Origin of the sequence: Streptomyces echinoruber (genome assembly GCF_014651135.1) — a bacterium.
GTDB classification, from domain to species: domain Bacteria; phylum Actinomycetota; class Actinomycetes; order Streptomycetales; family Streptomycetaceae; genus Streptomyces; species Streptomyces echinoruber.
On the sequence record NZ_BMWH01000007.1, the window covers coordinates 155,880 to 181,797 of the forward strand.

General features: G+C 68.9%; 21 protein-coding genes and 2 pseudogenes. 9 read left to right on the forward strand and 14 right to left on the reverse strand.

From position 1 onward, the window contains the following. Positions 1-56: 56 nt before the first annotated feature. Together IE225_RS33060 and IE225_RS12315 are read right to left on the reverse strand one after the other, a co-directional pair. Entirely contained in the window at positions 57-188 is a 132-nt protein-coding gene (locus IE225_RS33060; RefSeq protein WP_229879473.1) for a DUF397 domain-containing protein, read from the reverse strand. Then, positions 151-1,065 carry a helix-turn-helix domain-containing protein gene (locus IE225_RS12315; RefSeq protein ID WP_190057543.1) on the reverse strand — a complete coding sequence of 305 codons (915 nt, stop codon included), beginning with the start codon at positions 1,063-1,065 and terminating at the stop codon, positions 151-153. Before IE225_RS12315 ends, IE225_RS33060 begins: the two co-directional genes overlap by 38 nt. A 246-nt stretch (positions 1,066-1,311) precedes the next feature. Between IE225_RS12315 and IE225_RS12320 the strand changes: the two genes are divergently transcribed. Both IE225_RS12320 and IE225_RS12325 read left to right on the forward strand, forming a co-directional pair. Then, positions 1,312-1,794, forward strand: a complete 483-nt coding sequence (locus IE225_RS12320; RefSeq protein WP_229879474.1) for an ATP-binding protein — start codon at positions 1,312-1,314, stop codon at positions 1,792-1,794. Between the two features lie 113 nt (positions 1,795-1,907). Next, positions 1,908-3,260, forward strand: coding sequence for a COG1361 family protein (locus IE225_RS12325; RefSeq protein WP_229879475.1), 1,353 nt, complete (start codon positions 1,908-1,910; stop codon positions 3,258-3,260). A gap of 297 nt (positions 3,261-3,557) precedes the next feature. Here the strand turns inward: IE225_RS12325 and IE225_RS12330 are convergent, their stop codons facing one another. From IE225_RS12330 to IE225_RS12335, 3 genes and pseudogenes are all read right to left on the reverse strand, one after another. After that, the gene (locus IE225_RS12330) at positions 3,558-4,427 is read right to left on the reverse strand and encodes a hypothetical protein (RefSeq protein ID WP_190057480.1); all 870 of its coding nucleotides are present in this window, start codon (positions 4,425-4,427) and stop codon (positions 3,558-3,560) included. Between the two features lie 370 nt (positions 4,428-4,797). Next, positions 4,798-4,917, reverse strand: a pseudogene (locus IE225_RS33065) (IS5/IS1182 family transposase); the annotation flags it as partial. A gap of 281 nt (positions 4,918-5,198) precedes the next feature. Then, positions 5,199-5,393, reverse strand: a pseudogene (locus IE225_RS12335) (IS1380 family transposase); the annotation flags it as partial. Positions 5,394-5,715: 322 nt separating this feature from the next. On the opposite strand from IE225_RS12335, the gene IE225_RS12340 reads away from it, so the two are divergent. From IE225_RS12340 to IE225_RS12350, 3 genes are all read left to right on the forward strand, one after another. Beyond that, complete coding sequence (locus tag IE225_RS12340) at positions 5,716-6,357, forward strand: DUF433 domain-containing protein (protein WP_190057481.1); 642 nt, start codon at positions 5,716-5,718, stop codon at positions 6,355-6,357. Next, positions 6,354-6,806, forward strand: coding sequence for a DUF5615 family PIN-like protein (locus IE225_RS12345; RefSeq protein ID WP_190057482.1), 453 nt, complete (start codon positions 6,354-6,356; stop codon positions 6,804-6,806). Before IE225_RS12340 ends, IE225_RS12345 begins: the two co-directional genes overlap by 4 nt. 287 nt (positions 6,807-7,093) lie before the next feature. Further along, positions 7,094-8,245, forward strand: coding sequence for a hypothetical protein (locus IE225_RS12350; protein ID WP_190057483.1), 1,152 nt, complete (start codon positions 7,094-7,096; stop codon positions 8,243-8,245). A gap of 104 nt (positions 8,246-8,349) precedes the next feature. Here IE225_RS12350 and IE225_RS12355 read toward each other — a convergent pair whose 3' ends face one another. The 7 genes from IE225_RS12355 to IE225_RS12385 form a co-directional block, all read right to left on the reverse strand. After that, the gene (locus IE225_RS12355; RefSeq protein ID WP_190057484.1) at positions 8,350-8,772 is read right to left on the reverse strand and encodes a hypothetical protein; all 423 of its coding nucleotides are present in this window, start codon (positions 8,770-8,772) and stop codon (positions 8,350-8,352) included. Further along, positions 8,769-9,599, reverse strand: a complete 831-nt coding sequence (locus tag IE225_RS12360) for an IS5 family transposase (protein WP_190057485.1) — start codon at positions 9,597-9,599, stop codon at positions 8,769-8,771. The genes IE225_RS12355 and IE225_RS12360 overlap by 4 nt, the downstream gene beginning before the upstream one ends. 149 nt (positions 9,600-9,748) lie before the next feature. Then, the gene (locus IE225_RS12365) at positions 9,749-11,020 is read right to left on the reverse strand and encodes a TIGR02679 family protein (protein ID WP_190057486.1); all 1,272 of its coding nucleotides are present in this window, start codon (positions 11,018-11,020) and stop codon (positions 9,749-9,751) included. Continuing rightward, entirely contained in the window at positions 11,017-15,255 is a 4,239-nt protein-coding gene (locus IE225_RS12370) for a TIGR02680 family protein (RefSeq protein ID WP_190057487.1), read from the reverse strand. The genes IE225_RS12365 and IE225_RS12370 overlap by 4 nt, the downstream gene beginning before the upstream one ends. After that, positions 15,252-16,577: a TIGR02678 family protein gene (locus IE225_RS12375; RefSeq protein ID WP_190057488.1), complete on the reverse strand. Its 1,326-nt coding sequence runs from the start codon at positions 16,575-16,577 to the stop codon at positions 15,252-15,254. Before IE225_RS12375 ends, IE225_RS12370 begins: the two co-directional genes overlap by 4 nt. Further along, on the reverse strand, positions 16,574-18,202 hold the full coding sequence (locus IE225_RS12380) for a TIGR02677 family protein (RefSeq protein WP_190057489.1): 1,629 nt from the start codon (positions 18,200-18,202) through the stop codon (positions 16,574-16,576). Before IE225_RS12380 ends, IE225_RS12375 begins: the two co-directional genes overlap by 4 nt. A gap of 186 nt (positions 18,203-18,388) precedes the next feature. Next, the gene (locus tag IE225_RS12385) at positions 18,389-20,335 is read right to left on the reverse strand and encodes a hypothetical protein (protein ID WP_190057490.1); all 1,947 of its coding nucleotides are present in this window, start codon (positions 20,333-20,335) and stop codon (positions 18,389-18,391) included. A gap of 716 nt (positions 20,336-21,051) precedes the next feature. On the opposite strand from IE225_RS12385, the gene IE225_RS12390 reads away from it, so the two are divergent. The 3 genes from IE225_RS12390 (at position 21,052) to IE225_RS12400 (ending at position 24,185) form a co-directional block, all read left to right on the forward strand. Then, the gene (locus tag IE225_RS12390) at positions 21,052-21,399 is read left to right on the forward strand and encodes a hypothetical protein (RefSeq protein ID WP_190057491.1); all 348 of its coding nucleotides are present in this window, start codon (positions 21,052-21,054) and stop codon (positions 21,397-21,399) included. A gap of 320 nt (positions 21,400-21,719) precedes the next feature. Then, on the forward strand, positions 21,720-23,207 hold the full coding sequence (locus IE225_RS12395; RefSeq protein ID WP_229879476.1) for a DUF8370 family protein: 1,488 nt from the start codon (positions 21,720-21,722) through the stop codon (positions 23,205-23,207). A gap of 417 nt (positions 23,208-23,624) precedes the next feature. Then, positions 23,625-24,185 carry an HDIG domain-containing metalloprotein gene (locus IE225_RS12400; RefSeq protein ID WP_190057492.1) on the forward strand — a complete coding sequence of 187 codons (561 nt, stop codon included), beginning with the start codon at positions 23,625-23,627 and terminating at the stop codon, positions 24,183-24,185. Here IE225_RS12400 and IE225_RS12405 read toward each other — a convergent pair. Then, positions 24,173-24,643, reverse strand: coding sequence for an NUDIX hydrolase (locus tag IE225_RS12405; RefSeq protein WP_190057493.1), 471 nt, complete (start codon positions 24,641-24,643; stop codon positions 24,173-24,175). The genes IE225_RS12400 and IE225_RS12405 overlap by 13 nt on opposite strands. A 28-nt stretch (positions 24,644-24,671) precedes the next feature. Beyond that, complete coding sequence (locus IE225_RS12410) at positions 24,672-25,403, reverse strand: XRE family transcriptional regulator (RefSeq protein ID WP_190057494.1); 732 nt, start codon at positions 25,401-25,403, stop codon at positions 24,672-24,674. Positions 25,404-25,560: 157 nt separating this feature from the next. Between IE225_RS12410 and IE225_RS12415 the strand changes: the two genes are divergently transcribed. Next, positions 25,561-25,917 (forward strand): SCO3933 family regulatory protein, encoded by a 357-nt coding sequence (locus IE225_RS12415; protein WP_190057495.1) that lies wholly within the window; start codon positions 25,561-25,563, stop codon positions 25,915-25,917. Position 25,918 lies beyond the last annotated feature (1 nt).

Sequence of the window (25,918 nt, forward strand, 5' to 3'; positions counted from 1 at the left end):
CGGGGTTTCAGTCCCCCGGCTCGGGTTTCAGGGGACTGAAACCTGCCGCGATCACCTCAGGCGCGATGCCGGCCGGCCTTCAACTCACCTATGAAAGCGGCCCAGGAACCGGCCCCGAAAACCAGCGCCGGACCGTGCGGGACCTTGCTGTCACGGACGGGGACGACGTCCCGGAACCCGTCGGCCACCTCGACGCAGTTGCCGCCTTCCTGATTGCTGTAGCTGCTCTTGCGCCAGGCGGCGTCGTTCAGATCGGGACGGGACCTTCGCTCCACGGTGGTTGCCCTCCATCACGGATCGGATCATGCCGAGTGACATGAGCGGGGGCAGGGCCGCCGCCCGCAGCCGATCGTAGGTCAGCGCGAATCTCCTGACCTCATCCGGATCCTCGATGAGTTGGCCGTAGTGCGCGCCTTCCGTGTAGGCGATCTCCGAGCCGTCCGGCATGGTGAGCACCGTGAGCGAGCCGCCCATGACCTCGTGCTCGCCCTGGTCGAACGGCAGTACCTGCACGGTGATGTGAGGTTCCGCCGTGGTTCTGAGCAGCCGCGCCAACTGCTCGCGCATCACCGCCTGGCCGCCGACGGGACGCCTGAGCACCGCCTCGTCGAGGACCACCCACAACTCGGGTCGGTCGGGCGTACCGAGGCGCTCCTGTCGCCCCATGCGAAGGGCGACTCGCTCTTCCAACTGCTCCTTGCTGCCGAGTGTTCGACCGACTCCCAGCACCGCCCGCGCGTAGTCCTCCGTCTGCAACAAGCCAGGCACCACATGAGCCGCGTATTCGCGGACGGCCGTCGCCCGCTCCGAGTACTCCATGAACTTCCGCGACCAGTCCGGGAACGCCTCCCGATACACATACGGCCACAGCTCGACCAGCAGGTCGTCCGCGCCGAGAGCGGCGTCGAGCGCCCGGGCCAGCTCCAGCGTCGGTTTCGCCCCGGAGGCGCGCTCGATCTGCGTGATCCGGGTGCCGACGACGTGCACCAGCCGGCCGAGTTCGGCCTGGGTCAGCCCGGCGGCCGTACGGAGTCTGCGGACGCGCGCCCCGAACAGCGCCGCCATCGACGCACTGGGATCAATGCCGTTGGCCAAGGCGTCACTTCCGTTCCTTACGATCCGAAAGGTAATGCTGCGTCACCTTCCGAGCGTAGGCCCGCCGGACGATTCTTGGGCACGGAACGTAACGACTCGCCTACCTCGCGAGACGTCCCCGTGCTCACAGGCAAGGACGGACACGCTGTGCTGACCGGAACGACCACCTCGGGCGAAGAACCGCGAAAGAGCGCCGAGACCGCCGTGGGAGAAGCCGTGGGGGAAGCTGTGGGAGAAGCCGTCCTGCGCGACGGCGGGACCGCCGAACCCCCGTCGCTCGTCGCGCAGTTCGCCTCCTCGCCGCGGGGCGCGCGGCTCGCCCGGCGCCTCGCGGTGCGGCGCATGGAGGAGTGGGGTCACCCGCCGGCGTCGGAGGTGTCGTGCACGGTCGCCCTCGTCGTCGCGGAGCTCGCCGCGAACGCGGTGCGGCACGGCCGCGTTCCCGGGCGCGACTTCGGTCTCCGTCTTGCCCTCGACGAGATGTCAAGCCTGGTGCGGATCGAGGTCTCCGACGCCGCCGCGACAAAACGACCGCCGCTCGCTCCGCCCTCCTCGTACCCCGACGGCGAATCGGGCCGCGGCCTGTTCCTGGTGGACGCCCTGTCCGCACGCTGGGGCTTCGCACTGCGCCGCCCCGTGGGCAAGACGGTCTGGGCGGAGGTGCCGACGGACGCGACCACTCCCTCGAACGGCCTGTGAACTGCGCCACCTCTCCCCCTCCCCCACAACCTTCCGCCTCGGCAGGTCGTCCAACTCGCGCCCGGCGTCGGCAGATGCGCCGGGGTGTCTTCTGTCCCATCTGGGGGGATGTCATGAGTTCTGTCTCCGTCGGGCGCATGCTGCGTCATGGGGCATGTGCCGGAGCCGTGGGGGCGCTGGTCGTCGCCGGTCTCGCGAGCGGGACCGCCTTCGCCGACGGCGAGGCGCAGAGCGATCGGCTGTGGATCCAGGCGCCGTACGAGCAGGCGGTCACCGTCGCTCCGGACGGCGGTACCGCGCCGTACCGGTCGCTGGCGCTGGGCCTGTACCACGACAACGACAACTTCACCGTCACCGACGGACGGCTGACCGTCGACGCCTCCGGACTCGCCGGGGTCGCCGAGGTGTCCTGGCCCGACACCTGCACGCCCAACGACGCCGGCACCGTCGCCGTCTGCGACACCGGGGACGTGCCGACCCGCTACAGCGCACAGGTGGAACTGAAGGTGCGGGCCGCCGCCGGCGCCGCCGTGGGAGCGCGGGGCGCGATCGAGTACTCCGCCGAGGCCACCGGCGGCCCCGACGGCAAGCTCGTCGCCCCGCAGGGCTTCGCGGAGACCTTCGTCACCGTCGGCTCCGGGCCGGACCTCGGCATCAGCGCCCCGCAGGACGTCACCGGCGTCGCGCCCGGCACCACGCTCACCATGCCGTTCTCCGTCACCAACACCGGCAACGAGACCGCCCACGGCTTCCGCGTACGGCTGTGGGCGACGTACGGCCTCGACATCGTCACCCGCTACCCGCAGTGCACCTACACCGGGCCGGACGACGCCGACAACGAGTACCCGTCCATGACGTACGTGACCTGCTCCTTCGACACCGACGTCGCGCCCGGCGCCACCGTGGAGCTGCCGGAGCCGCTGCGGCTCGCCGTCACCGGCCACGCGCTGTACGAGCGGTTCGACTACGAGGTCCAGCCCGGCGGCGACGCCACCGACCTCGACAGCTCGAACAACGGCGGCGCCTGGCGCATCGACGCCGACAACACCGCCGACTTCGCCGTGCACGGCACCGAGGTGAGCGGCGCGGCCGGCGACACCGTCACCGCCGCCTTCCGCTTCACCAACCGCGGCCCGGCCTGGGTCGGCAACGTCAGCTCCGGCGAACCGGCCGCCCTGCTCGACTTCTACCTCCCGGAGGGCACCACCGCCACGTCCGTGCCCGACACCTGCCACAGCGCCTGGGGATCCGGCGACGACCAGGCCGCCGGCCACTACGTCTGCACCCTGCCGGTGTCGGCCAAGCCGGACCTGAAGGTCAGCTTCCCGTTCCAGCTGCGCATCGACCGGGTCGTCCCCGACGCGACGGGCCGTGTCGCCGCCCGCCCCAGCTACGGCACGTCCTTCATCTTCGACCCGAACCCCAAGAACAACTCGGCCAAGGTGGTCGTCAACCCGTCCGCCTGACGGCAGCGAGGGGGGCGAGCCCGAGGCTCGCCCCCCCCTCTTCCGTCCCTCCGTCTCCGCGCCCTACGGCACGTTCCCTCGGCCGGACGGCCCCGCGCAGTTCCTCCTCTTCCTCCTCTTCCTCCTCTTCCTCCTCTTCGCCCCGAACCACCGACTGCAGGGTCATTGCGATCCAGCGCGCCGCCCCTTCTTCGGGCACCGCGCGTTCCGGTCGGCCCGCGTCCGGGTCACCGCGAGACGGTGAGGGCCCGCATCGAGGCGCAGGGGCCGTCCACCGGTTCGCCGTGGGGGGGCGGCTCAGTGGTCGTCGCGGATGGTGGTCGCGATGCCGTTGCTGATCACGACCTCGGCGCTGACGCCCTTCTTGGCAGCCGCCTCCAGTTCGGCCTCGGTGCACTCGGTGCCGCCCTGGCCGCCTTCACTGGTGTTCGTGTCCCCGCAGATGTCGCCGTAACCCCAGATCTTGGTGTCCTCGGAGACGAAGAACTGCTGCTCGACGCCCTTCAGGTCGGAGACCGTGTACTTGCCCGGTGCCAGGTAGGAGACGTTGCCGAACCAGGTGCCGTTGACCCCCTTGCCCTTGTTGATGCCCTCGACGGCGCTCTCACCGGAGGACGAGCCCGAGCCGGAGGACGAGCCGGAGCCGGACGACGAGCCGGAGCCCGCACCCGAACCGGAGGACCCGGAACCCGTCCCGGACCCGGAACCCGTCTCGGACCCGGAGCCCTGCCGGGCGGCACGCCGCTCGGTCACCAGGGTCGCGACACCGTTCTTCATCGTCACGTCGGCGCCCACGGCGCCCTTCTTGGCGGCCGCCTCCAACTGGTCCAGCGTGCACGGCGCGTCCACCTTGGCCCCGGCCTCGCCGCAGATCGTGCCGGCGCCGTAGACCTCGGTGTCGTCGGCGACCAGGAACTGCTGGTCGCCCTTGCCCGGTACGGACACGATGTACTTGCCCGGGGCGAGATAGGTGACCGTGCCGTTCTTGAATAAGCCGCTGACGCCCTTCGGGTTCCCGGAGCCCGGCGTCTTCTTCGCGACCGCCGCCGCCTCCGTTCCGCTCTTGCCGGACGCGTTGTCGTCGGTGCCGTTCTGGCACGCCGTCATCAGCAGCCCGGCGGTGATCGCGGCAGCGGCGACGACGGTCTTGCGCAGGTGGCGGTTCATCACAGGAGATTCCTTCCGGGGCACGGTGGTGGGGAGCCGGCGGCGTTCGCCACCGGTTTCCCGCTCTGTGCTGACTATGAGGAGCCCCGGCACCCGTGGGTTACGCCCGTCGCCCTTTCAGGGCGCAGCCATGACACAGCCGTGACACGGCAACACAGCGGCTATGGACGGCGGTCCACCGACGCGCCGCCTTGCGCCACGCAGGCACGCAGGCACGCGGGCACCTGGCTACGCAGGCACGCGGGCACCTGGCTACGCGGGCACGCGCGCGTGCCCGACCAGCCCACCGAGGCCGCTCACCGGCACTCCAATCCATACGACACCCGGACCGGCAACCCCGGCCTTCAGAGGTCCCAGTGAACCTCTTCCCTCCTGAATAGTCGCAGGTCAGCAGTGCGCGGATGGCTTGGACGGTGCGGCTGATGCGGCGGGTGGAGGAGCGTGCTCTGCGCATGATGCGCCAGGACTTGAGTCGGGCGAAGGCCCGTTCGCCGGTGTGCTGAGTGGAATCACCACGCCAACGACGAAGGGTCCTGCCTCGTCACCACAGCCGCTGACCAGCCCATTTCACCCGCCAGCACAGGGCGCGCATCTCGACGTCAACCCTAGCCTCGACGTTTCGTGGACGGTCCGCCGACAGAGTCGGTGGACCGTTTTCGTGCCGTGGGCGAAGGCTGTGCAGGCCGAGGGCACGAGTGTCGCCTCGTGAGGGCGCCGGGTTCCACTGCTCCGGCTGTTGAGCTGCTGTCGTAGGGACAGGAAAACCCTTGGTCAGCCGGGATTCGGCAGGAGCGCGAGCCGTTCGAGGGCGGCGGTGATGTGGCTGCTCCAGGGCCAGTGCCGGGCCAGGCGGAGGATCCGTCGGCGGCCGGTGATCACGAACTGTCCAGCAGTGGTGACAAGACGGAGCCGCAGGCGGCGGGGCTCCCAGAGCCTGGCGGTGCCGGTCAGGGCGAGCATCGGCATCCTCCCCGGTGCACTGCGCGATCAGGTCCGGGGCGTCGAACGCGGCGAACAGCGCCGCTGGGCTGTGGGAGACTTTCACCTCAGAGGTGCCTTGCCGATCGAGCGTGGTGGAAGCGCGGGAACTCCCATCACCGCAGGTCAGCAGGCACTTCTTCCCATTTCGTCGTCCACAGGCCGACTATCGCACGGCGGATCCGGACCGATGGCCGGGAGACGGGCTCCGATTACCCCGAATGGAGCCCGTCTTTTCCGATCTCGGCGGAGGGCACGAGAATGGAGTACGGTCACCAAAGATCCAATGGGGGCGGAGAGGAGGAACGCGGTGTCGTATGAGCCCAAGCTCGCCGCGGCCCTTTCCGGCGCCACGCTGCGGCAGCTCTCCCACTGGCGCCGTGCTTCCGGTAAGCAGGGCGCGCTCCTCGTGCCGGAGATCTCCGACTCGCGCCCGATTCTGTACTCCTTCCGTGACGTGGTGGCGCTGCGGGCCTGCGTGAAGCTCCGCAAGGAGACGTCGCTGCAGAAGATCCGCAGGGCCGTGGACACGCTCCGGGAGGACCTGGGGGAGCGAGAACACCTGTCCGCCTACGCTCTCGTTGCGGGGCCGGACACGATCTATCTGGCGGAGCCCGAGCAGGCAGTCGATCTGATCAGAGGCGGGAACGTGGTCATCCACCAGTTGGTGGACGTCCTCGCGCCCTTCTACAAGGATGGTCGTCACATCCCCGACCTGCTGAAGCCGCGCGACCACGTCGCCGTCGACTCCGCGGTGCGCGGCGGTGAGCCGGTCATCGAAGGGACGCGGATTCCGGCGGCAGAGGTAGCCGCCCTAGTGAGGGACGGTGTCCCTCCGGACCGGGTCAGCGACTTCTATCCAGGGGTCAGTGCCGCAGCCGCACGCGATGCAGTCGATTTCAGTGACTATGTGGACAGCTACGTCGATGGCTCTCGGCAGGTCGCCGCTTGAAGCTGCTGCTTGACGAGAACGTCCCCAGGCCCATGGCCGAGATCGTGCGCATTCTCCTCACCGCGCACGACGTGGTGCACGTCCACGAGCTGGACGGCTGGGCCGGAACGAAGGACATCGAGCTGTACGCGAAGGCCAAAGCGGAGGGCTTCCAGGCGATCATCACCAATGACGCCAAGCAACTGAACCGGCCCATGGAAGTCGAGGCGATCGCGCGGTCGGGACTCCACCGCATCCAGTACCGCCAGAACAACAAGCACGGCGGCCTGGTCGGCCTCGGCACCGCGATAGCCACCGTGTGTGCCGCGCTGCCGCATGCCATCGCCGAACTTGAAGGGGCCGACGGGCAGCGGCTGGTGTTCCTCACGGCCGTCGACCCCTCGCGCCACAACCGTCTGCAGATCACCGACCCGAAGGCATTCCCGCCGAAGCACTGGCCCACATCCTGAGCCCGGTCGCCCGGCGGCGTCAGCTCCGCGGACTCAGCACCGAACGGCTGCCCTGCGGCCGGCTCGCCTTGCCCTGGGGGCACTGTGGTCCGGAACAGAAACCCGTCTGTGTCGGCAGCCGACGTACCACGTCGTTGTCCGTCACTTCGTACACGTCGATGCGCAACAGCTTGTGCACATGCGCCGGGACACGCTCAACGGCCTTCACGGACGAGGACGGCACCAGTGCGTACCGCGTGAGCGGATTCCTTCCCGTCGTGAGGCACGTTCCTGCCAGGATCGGACGCGTGACATACGTAGTGACCGTGGACACCCGCATTCCGGAGGGCGCTCCGGAGATGGACCCACTTCAGCGCGCGGGCGCCGTGGCGCTCATCGAGGACGGTTTCGATTCGGTCGAGGCCATCGAGGGACCCGACGGCATGGAAGTCGATCTCCTCGACAGCATCGTGGCTGTCTACCCGGGCGGAGCGCTTCTGAAAGTGTTCGTGGACGCTCCAGCCCTCGAATTCGCCGAGGAAGCCGTGCGGTCGGTCGTGGGTGAACTGCTGGAACGCTCTGAGCTGTTGGCCGACTGGCACATCGAGCGATGCGAGGTCGAACTGCACCCGGAGCTCGCACAGGAGAGTCTCGACGCCGCCAACGGCCCCGACGCCCCGCCCGATGATCCGGCTGACCGTAAGGCCCGGCATGCGGGACCTCCCACGGCCGAAGACGACGACTACGACGCGGAGGCACAAGCCGAGACCGTACGCCGTCAGATGCTGGCTCTGGCAGACGAACTGCGCTCCTTTTCACCCGTGATGTTCGGCGTCCTCGATGACGAAGACGATGAGGACGAAGACGATGAGGACGAAGACAGCGTCAGTGAGTTCGCCGTTTCGCCGGAGGACGCCAAACTCGCTGCTGGTGCCTTGGTGTACGCGACGGACATCTTGGTGGACGAGCTGTTCCAGGACGTGCAGACCCTGACGCAGGAGGAGACCAACGCCGCGGAATGCGACGGACCTCTGTGGCACTTCGAGGACCTTCCCGAGCGATACGCCCTCCAGTACGACGCCCGCTTCGCCCGCCGCTTCCTGGTGACGGTGATCGCCATGACCACACGCTTCACGGACGGCAGCTTCCAGCAGTTGAGCTGCGTCGCCGAGGAGCTCGCCTTGAGGCTCCTGCTGAATAGGACGAACGTAACCCTGGAGACCTTCGGGCTGCTCGACGACGGCGTCTCGGCCGCTCTCGACGCGTTCGCGAACAACGTCTACGAGGACATGGATCACGAGTTTCTCTACGACGATTCCATGGACGGAATTGACGAGAGCGCCGTCGGGGCGGCTCTCGGAGTAGCGCCCATGTCGTTCAAGGCGTGGTTCACCCCGTTCAACGAAGGAAGATACGTCCACCCGTTCGCAGCGGACGAATCCGAAGGGGCAGCGCAGTGAGGTGCCCCGAATCCTATGGCTTCATCAGAGGGCCGTACGTGACGTGATGCCCGTTTCGGGCTTTCGGGCGGGGCTGTCGGGCTGGTCGTGGCCTGACCGGGCGGCTACGACTGCGGCTTGGTGAACAAGCCCTGCTCGGACTCGATCAGGATTCCTCGTTCGGCCGGCCGCTTGAGCTTGAGCCGGACGTTGTTGACGTTGTTGGGTGCGATCTCCAGGTCCATCGCCTCACACACCTGCCGCGCTCGTAGCGGCAGGCCGGCTGCGGCGAACACCGCCATGATCTGCTGGTAGGCCGGATGGTCCGGCAGCTTCACGGGCGGCGGTGTCGGCGAGGCCGGCTCGGGCAGCGCCAGCAGCGTCTTGCGGGTGATGCGCACCTCTTCGGCGGCTCGGCCGAACTCCTCCAGTTGCGCGGTGAGTTCCGTGATGCGCGCTCGCGTCGCTTCGGCCTGCGTGGCGATCTCACGCTCTTGCTCCTCCAGACGGGCGAGGACCGCCCCCAGGGCGAGCTCGTCATTGTTCATGCGCCGCGCCAGGTGGGGGTGGAGGTCGCGGTGAGCATCCTGGACATCCGGTCGCTTATGGCCCAGTACACCCCCGACCCGGCCGAGGCGGGCCGGTGTTCGCAGTCGCGGACCAGTCTGGGGTGCAGCATCAAGATCCCGTTCACCTGCTCCACTCGCCACCGGATCGGTTGCGGCACGAACCCGCTGGCTGCCGGGTTGCGCTCGACGACTTCGACGTCGATGCCGACCTTCTTGCCGTGGTCGATGACGGCGGTCTTGAACCCCTGGTCCACCAGGGCCTTGTGCACCGTGTCGGTGTCGGCGGCGACCTTCTCCAGCAGGGCGATGCCGGCGGCGTTGTCGTGCGCGGACGCGGCCGGCACCACCACCGCGATCACCAGGCCGAGGACATCAACTGCCAGGCCGCGCTTGCGGCCCGGGACTTTTTTTGCCGCGTCCCTTCCGGTGGTGCCGGCAAGCACCCCGGTGGCCGCGTGCAGGCTCTGGGCGTCAGGCACCACCAGGCTCGGGTCCGCCTTGCGCCCCCGGCTCTCGCGGACCTGCCAGCGCAGCAGGTCGTGGATGGTCTGGCCGGTGCCGTCGTCACGCCACTTGTAGAAGTAGTACTTCACCGCTCCGGCCGGGGGCAGATCGTGGGGGAGGCAGTCCCACTGGCAGCCGGTACGGAACTGGTAGAGCAGCGCGTTGACGATCTCCCGCATCTCGTAGGCGCCCCGATGGCCGCTGACGGAGGGATGCTGAGCCTTCCAGGAGGCGATGACGGGCTCGATCAGGGCCCACCGCTCGTCGGACAAGTCGCTCTTGCAGGGCTGGCGGCCGCTCACGAAGAACACTCCAGCACGCCAGGACTCCCCCATCAGCCCAGACGGGGCCGCGCCACACGTTCCGGGGACATAAAAAACGACATCACGTCACGTACCGCCCTCTGAGGGGAGCTGGCAGGTTGCTCGCGGTTGGCATGGCACCGACGCCTTTATGACTGGCGTGACAGGTCAGCCACCAAGAGATCGAGGGTGACCTCCTCATGGAGTGCGACGCCGAGGGCGGTCATGGCTGGGGCGAGGTCCGGGTCCCAGGCCGCGCCGACGGGCCGGCCGTCGAGCGGCAGCCGAGGGATTCCCTCGGCCTGGCTGCGAGCGGCCAGATGCTCGTAGTCCTCGGCGCCCATGCGCCATGGCTGGGCTCCGTAGCGTCGGATGATCCGGTTCGCCAGAGCGATGCCCGGCCAGTCGAAGTCGCCGTGGTACGCGAAACGGCAGCCGGTGGCGGCGAGGGCGTCGAGGAGGGTGAGGACCACCGTGGTGGCGCTGCCGGAGGTGCACACCAGGGGCCGGACGCAGGCCGCGTCCGCCGCGGCCTCCACCACGCGCGGGTTTTCACAGATGTGGATGACTGTTCCGGCAGGCAGGTGCAGCCGCAGGTCGTGCAGATCGCGCGGTGTGAGGTGAGCTTCGGCGTGATGGGCGGCCCGCTCTCGCAGGGCTTGCTCCCGCCAGCCCTCGCCGGCGGGCCGCAGTCCGTAGGTCAGCACTGTGCTGGAGACCTCGTCCGGTGTGACGGACACCAGCCGCCACAGTGCGCGCCGGCCGGCCGCGTCGCCGGGGACCTCGGTGTCGTGGGCGAGGGCGATGCCGCGTTGGACGAGGCGTGCGAGCCAGGTGCCGTCGTCCAGGCCGTGCGCGGATCCGGTCGTCAGGGCGGCGAGCTCTCCTCGGCCGCGGGCACCGCCCCGCTCCGGGCCGAGCAGGACGGTCAGGACCTGGACTGCCTGCTGGAGCGTCCGTATCGCCGTTTCGGGTGGCACTCCTCTCGGAATGCCGGTACGGCGCAGGAGGTCGTACCACGGTCGGGTCCAGCCCTGGCCGGCGAGCGGAGAGGCGTCCAGTGCCGAGGCGAGCGACGACCAGACCTGCCGGCGACGCGCCGCGTGGGACGCGCGGACGGCGCGGCGGTCGGTGAGCGGCGGGCCGAGTTCCTGCAGGACCTCTCGGAGCCCGAGTCCGGCCGCCGAGGTGCGCAGTCGGGCGTCGAGCGCGTCGAGGTGCACGGTCACGGCGGCACCTGTGAGGGGCTTGCCCAGCAGCAGGGACAGGTCGTTGCGTTCCTGGGCGTTCACCGCGGTCAGCCGGAGGGATCCGGTGGCCTGCACGCCGTTGCTTTCCAGGCGCCTGCGTACCGCTTCCCAGAGCCGGGTGAGCCCGGGCCCGGCCAGCCAGTCCCGGGTGGCGGCGGGCAGTCTGCTCATACGGACACCAGGCGCCGGTGCCGGCCGTTCCAGGTGTAGTGCAGGGTGGCCACCCCGCGCACATGGGGGTCGCGGAGGCACTCGTAGATGTGCAGCGACGGCACCTCCGGCCAGTTGCCCATGAGTCGTTCACTGGTGAGGACGAAGTCGAGATCGAGGTCGACGAGGATCCGCCCCAGCCGTCCGTGGGTGGGTTCGTCGACCTTGGCGAAGGCGTCGTCGAGCAGGATCAGCCGCGGCGCGTGCGGTGCCGACTCGGCGAGGCTGGTGAAGTGGGCGGCAGCCGCGGCGAAGAGCACGAGGTAGGAGAGCACGCGCTGCTCGCCCTGGCTGAGTCCGGTGCGGCCGGTCAGTTTCCGCCTGCGTCCCGGGGCGGCGTCCTCGACCACGAAGGTGTGGAAGCGGAACCAGTCGCGGTAGTCCAGCGCGGTGCGCAGATGGGCGGCATAGCCGGCTGAGGGGTCGGCCCGCCGGGCATCCTCGATCCGGCGTTGCAGTACCTCGCGGAGCTGCTCGGTCTGCTCGCGCGTGCGCAGGCTCGACGGACTGCGCAGCAGCTCGACGGCGGCCCGCACGTCCGCGTCCACGTCCTCGTCCAGCTTCCACCGCAGCTCCACACCGAGACCGTGGGAGGTGCGTACGGTCCGCAGGGTGTCGTTGAGAGCCGCGACCAGGTTCACCGCGGTGATGACCTGGGCCGAGAGATGGTCGCCGAGCTCGCCGGTCAGGAACCGCTGGAACACCTCACGTTCGCGCTCGGTGAGCCGTCCCCGGGCCTCTGCGGCCTGGACGGCGACGCGCTCACCCACGACCGCGACGTCGTGGGAACCGTGGTCGTCGATCAGGCGGCACACCTTGATCCCGTCGCGTTCCTCCAGTTGCGCGTCGTAGCCACCGGCCAGTTGGTCGCGCAGGTCGGTGTGCCGGTTGAGCAGGGTGCTGTCCGACACCTCGCCTTTCGGGCGGCCGAGGGCCTGTGCCACGGCGTCGGCCAGTGCCCGCAGGGCTCGCAGACGGCTGCGGACATCCATGCCGGGATCGTCCGCCACGTCCTCGGGCAGCGCCGACCGGTCCAGCCCGGCGCCACGCACCACCTCCGGCCGGCCGAGTGCGCCGCGGAGGGCGCTGCCGGTGTCGATGACCGCCGTCTCCTGGCCGGTCAGAGCCTCGCGCAGGCGCTTTTCCTCCTCTTCCGCGCGCACGCGCAGGTCGTGGAGGTGGTCCCGGGTCCGTTGTGCCGTCGGGACTGCCCGGGCGGCGTGGGCGATGCGTTGCCTGGTTTCCTGCTCGCGGGTGAGGATCTCTTCTTCGGTCGACCCGATGGCCTCCTCGCGGGTGCGCAGGTCCTGTTGCGCGGTACGCAGCCCGGTGAGGCGGAGCCGGTAGTTCTCCTCCGCGGCCAGGCGGTCTTTTCGGGCGCGCTCGTACCGCCCGGCATCGGCGCGGTGGGCGCCGATCCGCTCACCCGTGCTGCCGATTGCCCTGCGAAGGTGCCCGACACCGCTGAGCAGAGCAGCCAGCGCTGTGCGGACGCGGTCCAGGTCCGCGGGATCGCTGGGCAGGTCATGGGCGGTGGCGGTGGCATCCGCCTCGGTGCGCGCCGCCACGGCGAGAGCGCGGGCCTCCTCGGCCGACCGTGCCGCGCGGACCGCCTTGGCGGTCAGGTCACGCAGTGTCCTCTCGTCCGACTCGACCCTGCTCCAGGCGCCGGCGAGGTTTCGTGCCCGGGGGAAGTCCTGCTCCGCGGCCCTGAGGGCCCGGCGCCGGGCATCGGCCTCGGTGAGTTCGTGACGGGTGCCGGCCAGCCGCTGTTCCGTCTGGGTGAGCCGCTCCTCCAGCTCGGCGAGGATGCGCCGCTTGGTCTCGGCGCGTACGGCGGCTCCCACGTACTCGGCGACCCTCTTGTGGTGCCGGCCGCCGAGGACGCCCAGGCGCCAGCTTCCGTCGTAGTGCACCGCGTCGTGAGCGGTCGTTTCCGCGGCCGGGGCGAGCGCGATGGCGGCCAGCAGGTGTGCCACCTGCTCGGAGGTGACACCGCAGCCCGGTGGGGGCGCCGGACGCAGGGCCGAGGCGAGGGTCGGCCCGTTCGGCAGCGCGGGAGCAGGACGCAGAAGTGTGTCACGGGTGCGGGGATCGACGAGGGTGCCGTCCGCGCCGACCCACGCGTCCAGGATTCCACTGGCCTCCAGCGCCGCTTCCAGACCGGCCCGGTCGGCGGGGGCCAGGTCGTCCGTGAAGTCCACCAGCCGGTAGAAGGGTGCTCCGCTGCCCGGTGTCCGTTCGGCGACGCGGTGGTACGGGACCGGCGGCTCGGGGTCGGTACGTCGTTCCCAGTCCCGCTTCCGACTCGCCAGGCGGTCGCGCTCTTCGCCGAGTCGGTTGACGGCGAGCGCGAGGGCGTCCCGGCGCTCGGTGAGTTCCTCGCCGTACGGCTCCAGCGCGGCATGAGCGACCTGCCACGCCTGGCTGTCGATGTCGGGCGGCAGCGTGCGGTCCGCGAACGGGGCGTCGGCGGAGCTCTCACAGGCGACCGCGGCATGGACGGCGTCCAGCGGCGGGCAGCCGGGCCCGACGGCGGCCCGCGTACGTGCCACCCACTCGGCGACCCGACGGGCATAGGCACCGCTCTCCTCGGCAGCCTTCTCGCGGCCGGCATCGAGACGGCCGGCGGCCTCTTCCGCCTCGCCCTCCAGCCGTTCCCGCTCGGTGTCGGCCCGCACCGCCCGGGTCCGGGCCTCCTCGGCCCGCGCGGCCAGACGCGTCACCTCCTGCACCATCCGGGCCCGGTTCTTCACGACCGTCTCGGCGTCCTCCAACTGTCCCTGCCAGGACCGCAGCCCGTGCTGCACCGCGGCCGTGTCCACGCGGACGACCGACCGGTGCCGCACGAGGTGCGTCTCCCCGTCCGGAGCGGTCAGCTCCGTCTCGGCGGCCTGGGAGCTGCCTGTGCGGAGCAGGGCCACCGCCGCGCCGAGATGGCCGGTGGGAAGTCCGGCCTTCTCCGCCTGCGTCAGCAGTTCCCGGTGTTCGGTGCCCAGTTCGGCGAGCCGGCTCCCGAGGTGTTCGACCCCGTCGGCCAGCCGCTCCGCCGCGCCCTCCTCCGCGTCGTGTGCGTTGCCCAGGGCGGTGAAGGCGGCCGTGGCGGCAATGTGCAGCGCCTCCACCGTGCTGCGGCGTTCCGACAGTTCGCGCAGGCTGCGATAGGCATGACTGGCGTGCAGGGCGGCGAGATCGGTCCGGGCGGCCTCTTCCTCCTCGCGCAGGGTTTCCAGCCGGGCTTCCGCCTCCTCCTCCCGCGTCCTCAGTTCGCCGGTCCGCTGTGCGGCGTCTCCGGCCGCCCGGCGTCGCTGCGTGAGGACGTCCAGCTCCCGGCTCACCGCCTGGGCAAAGGTGCGCAGGACTCCGGCCAGGTAGCCGCGGTAACTGGTGAGGAACGTGCGCAGCGCCGCGTCGGTGCGTTCCAGGCGGCCGAGTTCGTCCCGGACGGCGTCGAGGTCGTGGAGGTTGCGCGCCACTTTCTCGACCACGTCCTCGTCGAGTCCCGGCAGGGTCTCGCTCAGCAGCAAGGCCAGTCCCCCGTGCTCGATGCGGTCCCCGACCGTGGGGCGCCGCAGCCGGTGGAGGAGCTGGGTGAGGTTGCGGTAGCGGGTCGCGTCGGTGATGCCGAACAGTTCCCGGGCCACCCGGGAGCGGTGGAGGACCGCACGCTCGGTCGTGTTGTCGGAGCCGACGATCTCCTTGAGCCGGTCGACCGGCAGGGGCTTGCCGCCTTCGACCAGACGCAGGTCCTCACCGATGCGCAGTGGGGTGACGAAGAACGTCGGCAGCGCCTTCTGCGTCGACTTCGAGGCACGGATGGCGGCGCCGAGCGTCAGATGGCGGTGGTCGCCGCCGTCGGTCGCGCCCCGGAACTCCACCCACAGGTAGCCGAGGCGGTTGGTCTGCTCGAACCCGTCCAGCATCAGCCAGGCGAGTGTGGTCCGGCCGGTGCCCGTCGCGTCCAGTGCCCGGGAATCGCCGTCCAGCAGATACGGGAGCAGCATTTCCAGCGCCTTGGACTTCCCCGCGCCGTTCTTGCCGCGCAACAACAGCCGACCGTCGCCGAAGACGAACTCCTGGTCGTCGTACTGCCAGACGTTCTGGATGCCCGCGCGGTGCAGCCGGAAGCGGGTGCCGGCGGTCGTCGCGGGGCCGGAACGCGGCAGCGGGACGAGGCCACGCGCATCGGCGGTCATAGCGGCAACTCCTTCTGAACGTCGGCGTTTTTGCCGACCGCGGTGGCGGGGCGCACGGTGACGTGGGTGGCGTAGCGGGCCGCCGCGGCCAGCAGCACCCAGCCGTCGTCGCCGGGCCGTGCCCCACGGACATCGGTCACCGTGCGTCCTTCCGGTGCCTCTTCGGCGTACCCCTCCGGCAGCCCTTCGCCCTCGGCACGCAGCCGGCCGGCGCGGGCCATCAGCCGCATGCGGGCCAGCAGGTCCAGCACGGCCTCCCGCAGGGCGGGGAGGTCCTCCAGGTAGCCGCGCTGCCAGTTGCCGCGCTGCCCGTACTCGGTGACCAACTCGGCCAGCAGGTCGTCCACCAGTCCGTCGGGAACAGCCACTCCGATGACGAGCGTCCCTCCGGTCGCCGGATGTCCGGGCTCCTGCGGCCGAAGTCGCTCCACGAGCCGTTCCACCAGCAGCAGCGCGGCCTGCGCGACGGTTCCGGTGCCCGGCAGACGCAGATCCGTCAGCTCGTCCTCGGGGTCCACCAGAGCCACCCCCTCGGCGCGGATCTCCATCTCCAGGCCGAGGAGTTCGGAGAACGCCTGGGCCTCCCGGCGTTGCCGGGTGCGCAGCCAGTCACGTTCGGCGTCGGTCAGCTCGTCGAGGTAGACGACGGGTGTCTCGACGAGCATCCGGCGCACATAGGTGCGAGGCCCGCCGAATCCCGGGTCCGCCGCTCGTCGGACCAGGTCGGCGCCGTCGCGGGCCTGGGCGAGCGGTCCGGCGACGACGACGCGGGCCAGCTCCCGATCGACCGTGATCAGGGCCTCTCCGCCCGCTTCCTGCGCGAGCGCGGCCACCTGGCCCTCGGTCTCGATGAGGACGCCCCACTCGACCAGCCGGCGCAGCGCCGCGACCAGGGTCCGTTTCCCGGCCGCCCGGCCCGTCTCCGCCAGCTCGATGCCCGCGTCGGCCGCGGCGGCCCTGATGTCGGCCACCAGCTGTGACAGCAGCATCTGTTCGGGGGCGGTCACCAGCACGGACAGGGCCAGCGCCAGGCAGGCGTACGTGTGCGGGGTGAAGGGGGTGCCGGTGGAGCGCTCCAGCCGGTGTCCCGCGCCTGCCCCCAGCCCTGCTTTGAACAGCCGGGCGTAGGAGCTGTCGACCAGCAGACGGTAGCCGAGCACCTGCTGGAACCGTTTGCCCAGCCAGTCGGCGTGCCTGCGGATCAGTGGGAAGAGGTCGGCGTGGGGGCCGTCCGACGTGACCAGCGGATGGGCGAGCAGCAGCCGGGCGGCGCTGCGGCGTTCGGCGGCCAGGGCGACGTCGTGCGTCGAGGGGAGGGTCACGACACGCTCACCTCCGCTTCACCATCGGCGGTGTCGGAGGAGGCACGGCCCACATCCAGCTCCAAGTCGTCCAGCAGCAGGTCGCCGTCGGCCGAGTGCAGGACGCACCGCGCGCCCGCGATGCGTCGCACGGTGAGCCGGATGCCCAGCTCGGTGTCTTCGCTGTGCGCCGCGTCCAGGTCGAATTCCGCTGCCCGCTCCCCGCCTGCGTCGGCGTGGCGTCGGAGCTGCGCGTTCCCGAGTGCGGTGGCCAGCAGCTCGAGAAGCAAGCCGAGCGCTGCCGAGGTGAGCCGCACCTCGGCGAACCGGCCCGAGGCGCTGCGCAGTTCGTCCGCCGCCGCGGCCCGGGCCGCGGCCCGCCGGCGGGCGGCCTTTCGCAGCCGCTGCTTCTGCGCGGAGTGGTCCTCCACCGAGGACGCCCGGCCCCGCTGCGCGCGGCTGCCCCTCTCCCGTAGGGCCACCGGCACCTCGACCACCGGGCCGGTCCACCAGCTCGTATGGGCGGGCACCACCTCGTCGGTGGCCGGGGGTATGCCCACATGGCGGGCGCCGTACAGCCCGAAGGCGGCGACGGCGATGTCGTGCGCGTCCTGCGGCGCGGCTTCGTCGAACCACCGGGCCAGCCGCAGCAGATCTCTGCGCCGGGACATCTCCCCGGTGGCCGACCGCAGCATCCGCTTGGCGTTGACGAGCAGCGACTGCAACGCGCGCAGCGTGGCATCCCGCAGTTGGTCGACCTGGCTGCCGTGGCCGTCGGTGTCGTCGAACCAGCCGCGCAGACCCTCCCAGTCCGCCACCTCGCGCCCACGGCTGCGCTGCACCCGCGTCTCCGGGCGGCCGTCACCCTGCGGTGACAGCCCGACGAGGCCCTGCGCGTGGGCGTCCAGCCGGGCCAGCAAGCCCGGAACGTGCGGCCACAGCGTGTCCAGCGCCCCCGAGATCCGGGGTGCGCGGAACGACACGTCCTCCGTGATCGCCTCGACGTAGTCGAGGAGCAGCTCCTTGAAGCCCTGGTACTCGGCGCTGTCCAAGTCGTACCGGGCCAGCACCTGGCCGAGGTAGGCGTAGAAGTCCCGGATGGAGTCGGCGAACTCGGTGAACTGCACGAACAGCGTGCTGACCCGCTCCAGTCCGTCCTGCGGTTCGATGCCGCCGGGCGCGGTCACGAGCTCGGCCAGTTCCCCGAGCCCGCGCTCCACCAGGGCGAGCAGCTCGTTGCTCACCTCGCGGGCGGCATCGGCCTCGGCCAGGACCCCGTCGGCGTCCCGCTGGATCCGCTCACCCAGCTTCGACAGCTGGTAGCGCGAGCGGGACCGCTGGTACTCGCTGATGCTGGACGCCTTCACCGTGTGGCTGCTGCGCAGCAGGTTGCCCCACCGCACCAGCTGCTCCAGCCGGACGGTGAGCGTGTCGGCGTCGAGCCCGGCGTCGGGGCCACCGGCCTGGCGCAGCTTCGCCATGACGTCCGGGACGGCCAGGTCCGCCAGCAGGGTCCCGCAGAAGACCCGCATGATCGCGACGTGCCCCAGCCGCTCGGGCACGCTGAGGTACGTGTACGCGTCCAGCCGCCTCCGCGCCTCGTCGTCGCCGGTGGCCGGCGACGCGCCGGGTACGGGTGGCTCCATGCCTGCGAGGTTACGCGGAGTGCCCGATCGTCGTCGGTGTGTTGCGGTAAATGCTCCCGGGCCGTGCGGAGGCGACAACCGCATCCTCCTGACGGCCGGGGGACACGGAAGCCGCCTGCCACTTCCTGCTGCCGCGGATACGCGCCCAGGGCTGGTCAGGTCCGTCGGCGCTGATCGCAGGTTTGGCTACTTGTGCGGAGGTGTGGGCCAGGGTGTTCCGTTCGCGGCGGCGTCAAGGAGATCGCCGAGGCGGAGCCAGGCCGTGTGCCCCGCGTAGCTGGCCGGACTTGTCGCAAACCGCTGCCATGCTTCGGCGTCGTCGCCAAGGGCGGTGCGTACGACCGAGGTGACCGCTGGGTGCGCTGCCTGGCCGCGGGGTCCTCTGGCTTTGAGGGCGGTCCAGGCGGGCAGGGCGCGGATCAGTTCGGGATCGTCGGTGGGCAGGCTCAGCACAGCGTCTACCCACGCCTCCCGGAGGCGTGGGCCACCGCCCAGGCGTCGGCGGAGGTTCCGCGTGAGGTCCAGCAGTGCGCTCTGCGGGTCTGAGTGGCGCTTCAGCACGTCGGCGAAGGACAGGTCACGGCGGTAGGCATGGAAGGCAAAGGACAGCAGGGCCTTTTCCACGAGGGCGTCGTCGCCTTGATGCCGTCGCAAGTAGTCGTCGAGGACAGCGTCCGGAGCGCCCGCGAGGCCCCGCACAGTGACCTGGTCCGGCTTGCCGAGGGACGCTGCGCGCGCCGGGCCGGGAGCCGGAAACGGTTCGGCGGTCATCCGCTCGATGACGTCAAGGAGTTCACGAGCCTGCTGGGCGTCCGAGTCCGGCCCGTACCCGCCGTAGTCCCGACGCCCGGCCAGCCCTCGTTTCGCCTCCCGGCAGATCAGGCGCACCTTCTCCTTCACCTGCGGGGTGACCACCGGCAGATGCTGCAAGAGGTCGTGCACCCAGCGAAGATCCCTCGCCGAGCGGACCGGCGACTTCGGGTCGGGTTCCCACAGCTCCAGCGCCACGGCCGCGTGCCCGGCGAACTTCTGGGCCAGGGAGGCCAACTGGTCTGCAGAGGCTCGCCAAGTCCGAGGCTCCCCGTACTGCCGTGCCTGGTCGGGGTTGAGGATGTACCGCCACCTACTGTCCGCTGCCCGCGCAGTGCGGGATATGGCAGCCCGGCAGCCGTAGTGCAGACCGTACTCGTCATTCGCCAGGAGCTGGTCGATGCGCTTGTACTGCTGGGGCGTGAGTTCCGCCAGGTCATTTGCGAAGTGCTCGCGCACCTCTTGCTGCGTTGCCCCGTCCCGGCGCATGCGGCACATTCGGGTGGTGAGTACGGAGATCGGGAAGGACGCGAGGTCCTCCTGGGCGATTTCCTCAAGCAGTTCCGGCTCAACGTCCCAGGGGATGGTGCCCAGCAAATGCTCTCGGATGACGTGTCCGGCATCTTTGTCGTCGGACCAGTCGACGAGGAGCCGGTGGTGTTCGGGATGCGCGGTCAGGACCTGCTTCCACATGGTGCGCCAGGCCTGTTCGGCGGCTTCCTGCCTCTCCAGCCATGTCGACGTGTCCTCACCGTCTTCCTCGTCGACGAGAGGATAGGACGGTAGTAGATCGACAGCAGTGGTGATGACGGTGCTGTGCAGTCGGTGCTGTCGCAGCACCAGTTGGGCATCCGTCGGCGTGTCGAGGAGATCGACCGTCATGCGTCGCTGGTGCGGGCTCCGTTCGCGCAGTGCCTCGGCTACGGCGCCGGCCAGGACGTCGCTCGCCTGCGCCGAGCCGAGACGGCCGAGCTGGACGGCGGTGCAGCGCCCCAGCGACTCGTGCCGCAACTGCGGTGTACAGGAGGGGTGCGAAAGAGCCAGCAGCGCCAGATCCATGGGCGGTCCGTAGGGCGGATCCGACTGCGGCGGCTTCCGTGCCAGGTCACTGTCGATCGCGGCTTCCAGCAACCACAACGGGGCAGAGTCGCCGTAGGGGCCGCGCAACAGCGCTTCCAGCAACTCCCGCCGCTCCAGCCCCTCCTCCATCGACCGGGCTTGCTCGGCGGCCATCCGCGCGGGCGGGTCATCCGCCCCGCTGTCCGCAGCGAGCGCGCGCAGGAAGTTCAAAGGAAGACCGGGGGCGGCTCCACCGCTGTCCATGAGGCTCCGATCCATGTCCGAGGAGTCGTCTGAGCGCTCGTCCGAGTCCCCGTCTGGATGACTGCCCGCCTCTTGATCGAAACGGGAGCCGCGGCACTTCGGGACGGAGAACGCCTTCCCATGGTGCAGCAGGGCACTGACAACAACATCGTCCACGGTCGATGCCGGCTGTATCGGGAGTCCTGCGCGGAATGCGTTCCGCCGGCTCTTGGACACTCACCCGCACTCTGCGTACAAGGAGATCGAGGTGGCTCATCGAGCAGCAGACCACCCGGCTTCGCTCGTGCGCCGCCCGCCGGCTGGCGCGCCTCGCCGACGCGGGATCCATTTGCTCGGTAATAGGGCTGATGCTCGCGTGCAGAGGCGGGATGGGGGGGGGACGCCCGGGAGGGATCCCGAACTCGGCTCCCAATTGGCTCCCCGATCGGCCCCGGAACCGATCAGGGGCCCGACCCGCGCCGCGGATCAGGCCCCTGACCTGGTGTTTCTCTGTCGGGGTGGCGGGATTTGAACCCACGACCTCTTCGTCCCGAAGCAACTTGTGCGGGTGCCTGACCTTGGGCCGCTGTGCCTCTCACCTGCACCGATGGTCCGCAGGCGTCCGTGCTCGTCCGCCGCTGTTCGTCGGCGTTGTCACGCAGTTAGGCACTCACTGCTGCGCCGACGCCGAGGACCAAGGCTTCCCTGGCGCCTCGTGTTAACCGCATAGTGCAGGGGTGAAACTGGTGATCACCATCCTGACTGTAGCCAGCGGCGTACTGCCGGCACTTGGCGTCTGGCTGCTGTGGCGGCGGATTGGCGGCCGACGAGATCACCTCAGGCGGAAGCTCCGTAGATACGAAGAGATCATGGGAGATCCTGGACTCTCGGAGGAAGAGCGTAGGAGCAGGCTGAAACGAGAGGTACCCAGCGAGAGCACCATGGGCGACCTTCTGCACATCCGAGAGCGCATCGAGCTTGTCGGTCTTGAGCAAGCCCCAGAGGTCACAGCTCCCGCCGTCCTGGCTTCCATCGGCCTGATGTGCGCAACTATCGCGGGTCTGCTGTCTACGTGGTTCGACTGACCTCGCCACCGTTCACCGCAGGCCCTGCGACTGTGCCCCAAGCGCTGTACAGCCACAACTGATCATCGGCGGTCATGACCCGCGGTCGCCTTATCGATCAACGCCCTGACCTGCTGCTGAGCTGTCGACGTTGGTCATCGTTGAACGCCCACCCACGGCCCCAAGACGGCCCGGGAGGGCGCTCATGCATGACGCGCTTAGGACCGGCTGCCGCTTGGTCTCCTGAAGATCACTGACTGGACTGCATGGGACCTGGTTTACGGGGAGTGATTGAGTGGGTACGGCAGTCCTTATCTTGGCATTCGATCCCGGGGGGGACCATGCGAGTTTCGGAGTACTACAACCTCAACCGCGGACAGGGGGCCCTTGATTTTGTCGACGTAGACACGGTCATGGATGTCCCTGTCTACATTGACCCAAGCACGATCCGTCACCTCTCCGATGACTGGGGGAAAGAATGCATTCACATGCTCACGACTTTCTTCGACAGTGTCCTTGACGCCGTACGGCACGGCGATAAGGCGCGAGCCGATTACCTTCTTGGTAATCTTGGGGAGCCAAACGAAACCCATCTTGGGATTTCTAAGGGAAAGAGCGCTGGGAGGGGGTTTGGTAAGTGGATGCGGGAGGAGTTCGCCTCTAAATTGGCGCAGAGTCAGGCCGCCAAAACAGGTCTCATTGAAGATCTGGAAGACACGGCCTTCTTTATCGATAAAGTCGACAAAGACATAATATCCGATGTTACTACTAACATAATTCGTGGCCCGTTGATCACTTATACACGCCAAATGGCCACCGCTGTCGGTATCCCGCTTGAGGAGGGCGTCGATAGCGGGCCGGTCTGGAATGCTCAGACCTTGGAGTGGGAGAACGGGCTAACCCAGCTGCCTATCGCTGACGGAGAAAAGCTCCTGCTTGTTCCGAAGGTGATCGTACGCCGAGATCTGCACTTGTCGCGGTCGGAGTACTACCGGAATCATCTTGTGCCGACATTGCAGGCCGAAGAAGAGGCTGATCCTCGCAGTAAATTGGTGCGGGTCTTGAAGAGTGGCAAGAGGAAGGTCTACAGGAAGGATGTCGAGGTAAAGTACGGATCCACTAAGCCAGACGTGAGGCGAGAGACTCTAGAACGTCCGTCTGTCTATCGGCACTACAAGGAGGTCAAGGCGCAAATCGCTCCCGACGTGATTTCGCACGCGGAGCTGAGTGAAGCAAGTGGCACTCCAGCGCCGGACTATCGAAAGCTTCTTCAGGCTGTAGTAAGTACTCCGGTCGGGAACGCGGAAGCGAACAACTATCACGCTCGCGTCGAGGCGTTGCTCACAGCCCTGTTCTATCCGTCGCTCATCATGCCGGAAATGGAGCATGAGATTCATGAGGGGCGAAAAAGGGTTGATATCACCTACACCAACAACGCGAAGGATGGGTTCTTCGCCTTCCTGACGCGACACAAAATTCCCGCCCAATATGTCTTCGTGGAGTGCAAGAACTATGGGCGAGAGGTGGGGAATCCGGAACTCGATCAAATCTCATCTCGATTCTCTCCTCTGAGAGGGCGATTTGGGATTCTGGCCTGTCGGTCTTTCGAGGATAAGGAGCGGTTCCTGAAGAGGTGTCGTGATACAGCCCTCGATCATCGCGGGTTCGTCGTCGCGCTCGACGACGAGGACATGTCGAAACTCGTTGATGACGTGGTGGCGGCACTCAACTGGGTGCCCCCTTTTCCGCCGCCTGACGAGCCAGTTATCCCCCCTCGCGTAGAGACCTATCCTCTTTTGCATGAGCGCTTGAAGCTCCTGGTCAGCTGATGGCTGCAGATTGGCACCAGGTCGGTGGAGCGGCTTTGGGCTGGAGCTGATTTGGCGCGAGTGATCATGGCCCATTACGCTGGCCCGCGGATCGGGCAGGTTTGTGAGCCTGCCCGTTAGTGCCCGATCTTGGGCCATGATCTGCGAGGCTCGCGCCAAATTGGCTGCCTAAAGCCGTGGAGCCGACCGGCCTCAGCCACAGAGGGTTTTTCTACCTTCGTCCGCATGCACACAGCGCGCCGCCGGGCGCGGCCAGCCGGGGCGCAGACAGGAGGCAGGCCGCGCCGCAGAGGCGGCGCGCGCCCGCGCCGTGCGCGGGCCTTGATGAACGTAGGGAAAGTTTTACCGCACCTATGATCGGCAACCGCCCGATCGTGGCCTGTCGGCTCGCTGCTCGACTCGGCTACCGTTCCATCCATGCCTTCTGCACTGGACACGCCCCAGGGAGCGGCCCAACTCGCTGAGTCCCTGCTTCCTCCGCTCGGGAACCGCTGGCTGCACACCCAGGCCGTGGCCGCTCGGGCTCGCGAGGCTGCCGCGGCTGTGCCGGAGGCGGACCGGGATCTCCTCGTCGCTGCCGCGTGGCTGCATGACATCGGCTACGCACCCGAGCTGCGTGACACCGGGTTCCATCCGCTCGACGGGGCTCGCCACCTCGAATCGCTGGGCGCGCCGGCGCGCCTGGTGCGGCTGGTTGCCCACCACTCCGGGGCCGTGTACGAGGCGGAACAGCGCGGGCTGTCGGCGGAGCTGGCCGTCTACGAGCGGGAAGACTCCCCGGTCCTCGATGCCCTGATCTTCGCGGACATGACGACCGGCCCCGCCGGGCAGTCTTTCGACTTCGACACCCGGATCGACGAAATCCTGGTCCGCTACGAGCCGGGCAGTGTGGTTCACAACGCGATCAGCAAGGCGCGGCCGTACCTCAAAGGCGCGGTTGAGCGGGCTCTCGGCCGCATGGCCCATCAGCCGATGTAGGGCTCCGAGCGGTCGGCCAGGCCGTGGTCGATCCGCATGCGCATCGACGGGTGGATGTTCAGCTCGTCCAGCTTGCTCGGGTCGACGAAGGCGACTTCCTTGCTCTCGCTGCTCGTCCGCAGCCGGCCGCCGGTGATGCGGGCGTGGAAGCAGATGGAGAACTGCTGGCGGACTTCGCCGTCGTCGTACGCCATGACGTGCCCGGGGTTGGTGTAGATGCCGACGAGGCCGGTCACCTCCACGTCGAAGCCTGTCTCTTCCTTCGTCTCGCGTACGGCTGCGTCGGGGGCCGACTCGCCCAGGTCGACGCCGCCACCGGGCAGGGCCCAGAGGTCGTTGTCGGTCTTGTGGATCAACAGGACCTCTCCGGCCTCGTTGCGAGCGACGACGGTCACGGAGGGGACGAGGCTGTTCGCCTTCGGGGCGTTCGGATCGTTGAAGTAGTCGACACGGGCCATGTGTTCAGCGTTGCACGTCCGAGCCGTGCTATGCCGCCCGGCCCCGCTCCCATGCGTAGTCGAAGCTCCGCATGTAGTGCCGGAAGGTGCGGGCTCCGGGGAGGTACCGGAAGTGCAGCACCGGGTTCTGCCCGGCGGGGGCTCCAAGGACGTGCGGATTCACCAGAACGTCCTCGTCGAACCGGTAGATCGAGTTGTAGAGGATCGTGTCGTGCAGCCGGACCTCGACGCCGGGCGTCGACATGGCGGGCTCCAGGTAGCGGCGGGTTATCCGGGCACGTGCGGCCAGATCGTCGCCGATGCCCTCCTCCTCGCCGCGCCGACGGACCGCCTCGGAGTCGGGGTCACCGAGCAGGATGCGGACCTGGGCGCCGGCCTTCGCCTTCTCGGCGAGCTGGTCGGGCAGGTCCGGGTGATTGTCGAAGAGGAACAGCCCCGCGTAGACGAGGATGTCGACCTGGTCCGTCGCCTTCTCGAACAGGGACGTCCAGAGCGGGGCGGGCACCGCGCCCCGGTGCGGGTAGTACGTGATCAGCTCGGACGCGCTGGCCTTCTCCGCCTGCTTCTCCACTGACGGCCAGAGATAGACCTCGTCGACTCCGAGGAAGCTCGCCGCCTTCCAGCGGTGCCCGCGGTGCGGCGTCCGGCCGGTGGTGATCCACCGTTCGACGCTCTTGGGGTCCACCCCGACGTGCTCCGCGACGGACTGGATCGTCTCGCCCTTCGCTGAAATCGCCGCGCGCAGACGCTCGTTCGCCATGACGTGCCCTTCACTAGGACCGCTGGGGACGTTTTGACGGTACATCAGACGTCCCTAAACGTCCATGCGGACGGTGATGTGTCCACCCCCTCTCACGGTCTCCTGAGATCACCGACGGGATGTCGGTCAACAACTCACCCACTCAGGAGACAAGACGATGCGTCAGATTCCTGTGGACACCTCCGGCGCCACCGTGATGGTTGCCCGGCCCCCGCAGCCGAAGATCCGTGACCGCCGTACCGGCGAGATCGCCACGGACCCCGAGACCGGCGCCTCGATGATGACCGTCGACGTGATGTTCGCCGCGAACGGCGAGGTCGAGATCCTTTCCGTCGCCGTCCCCGAGCCGGGCATCTCCGGTGAGCTGGCCATGGGGACCCCGGTGGCGCTGACCGGTCTGATCGCGCGGCCATGGGAGAACGAGTTCAACGGACAGCGCCGGCACGGCATCAGCTTCCGCGCGATCGCCGTCACGCCCATCGTCGACAGCACCGCACAGCCGAAGGCGGCCTGAC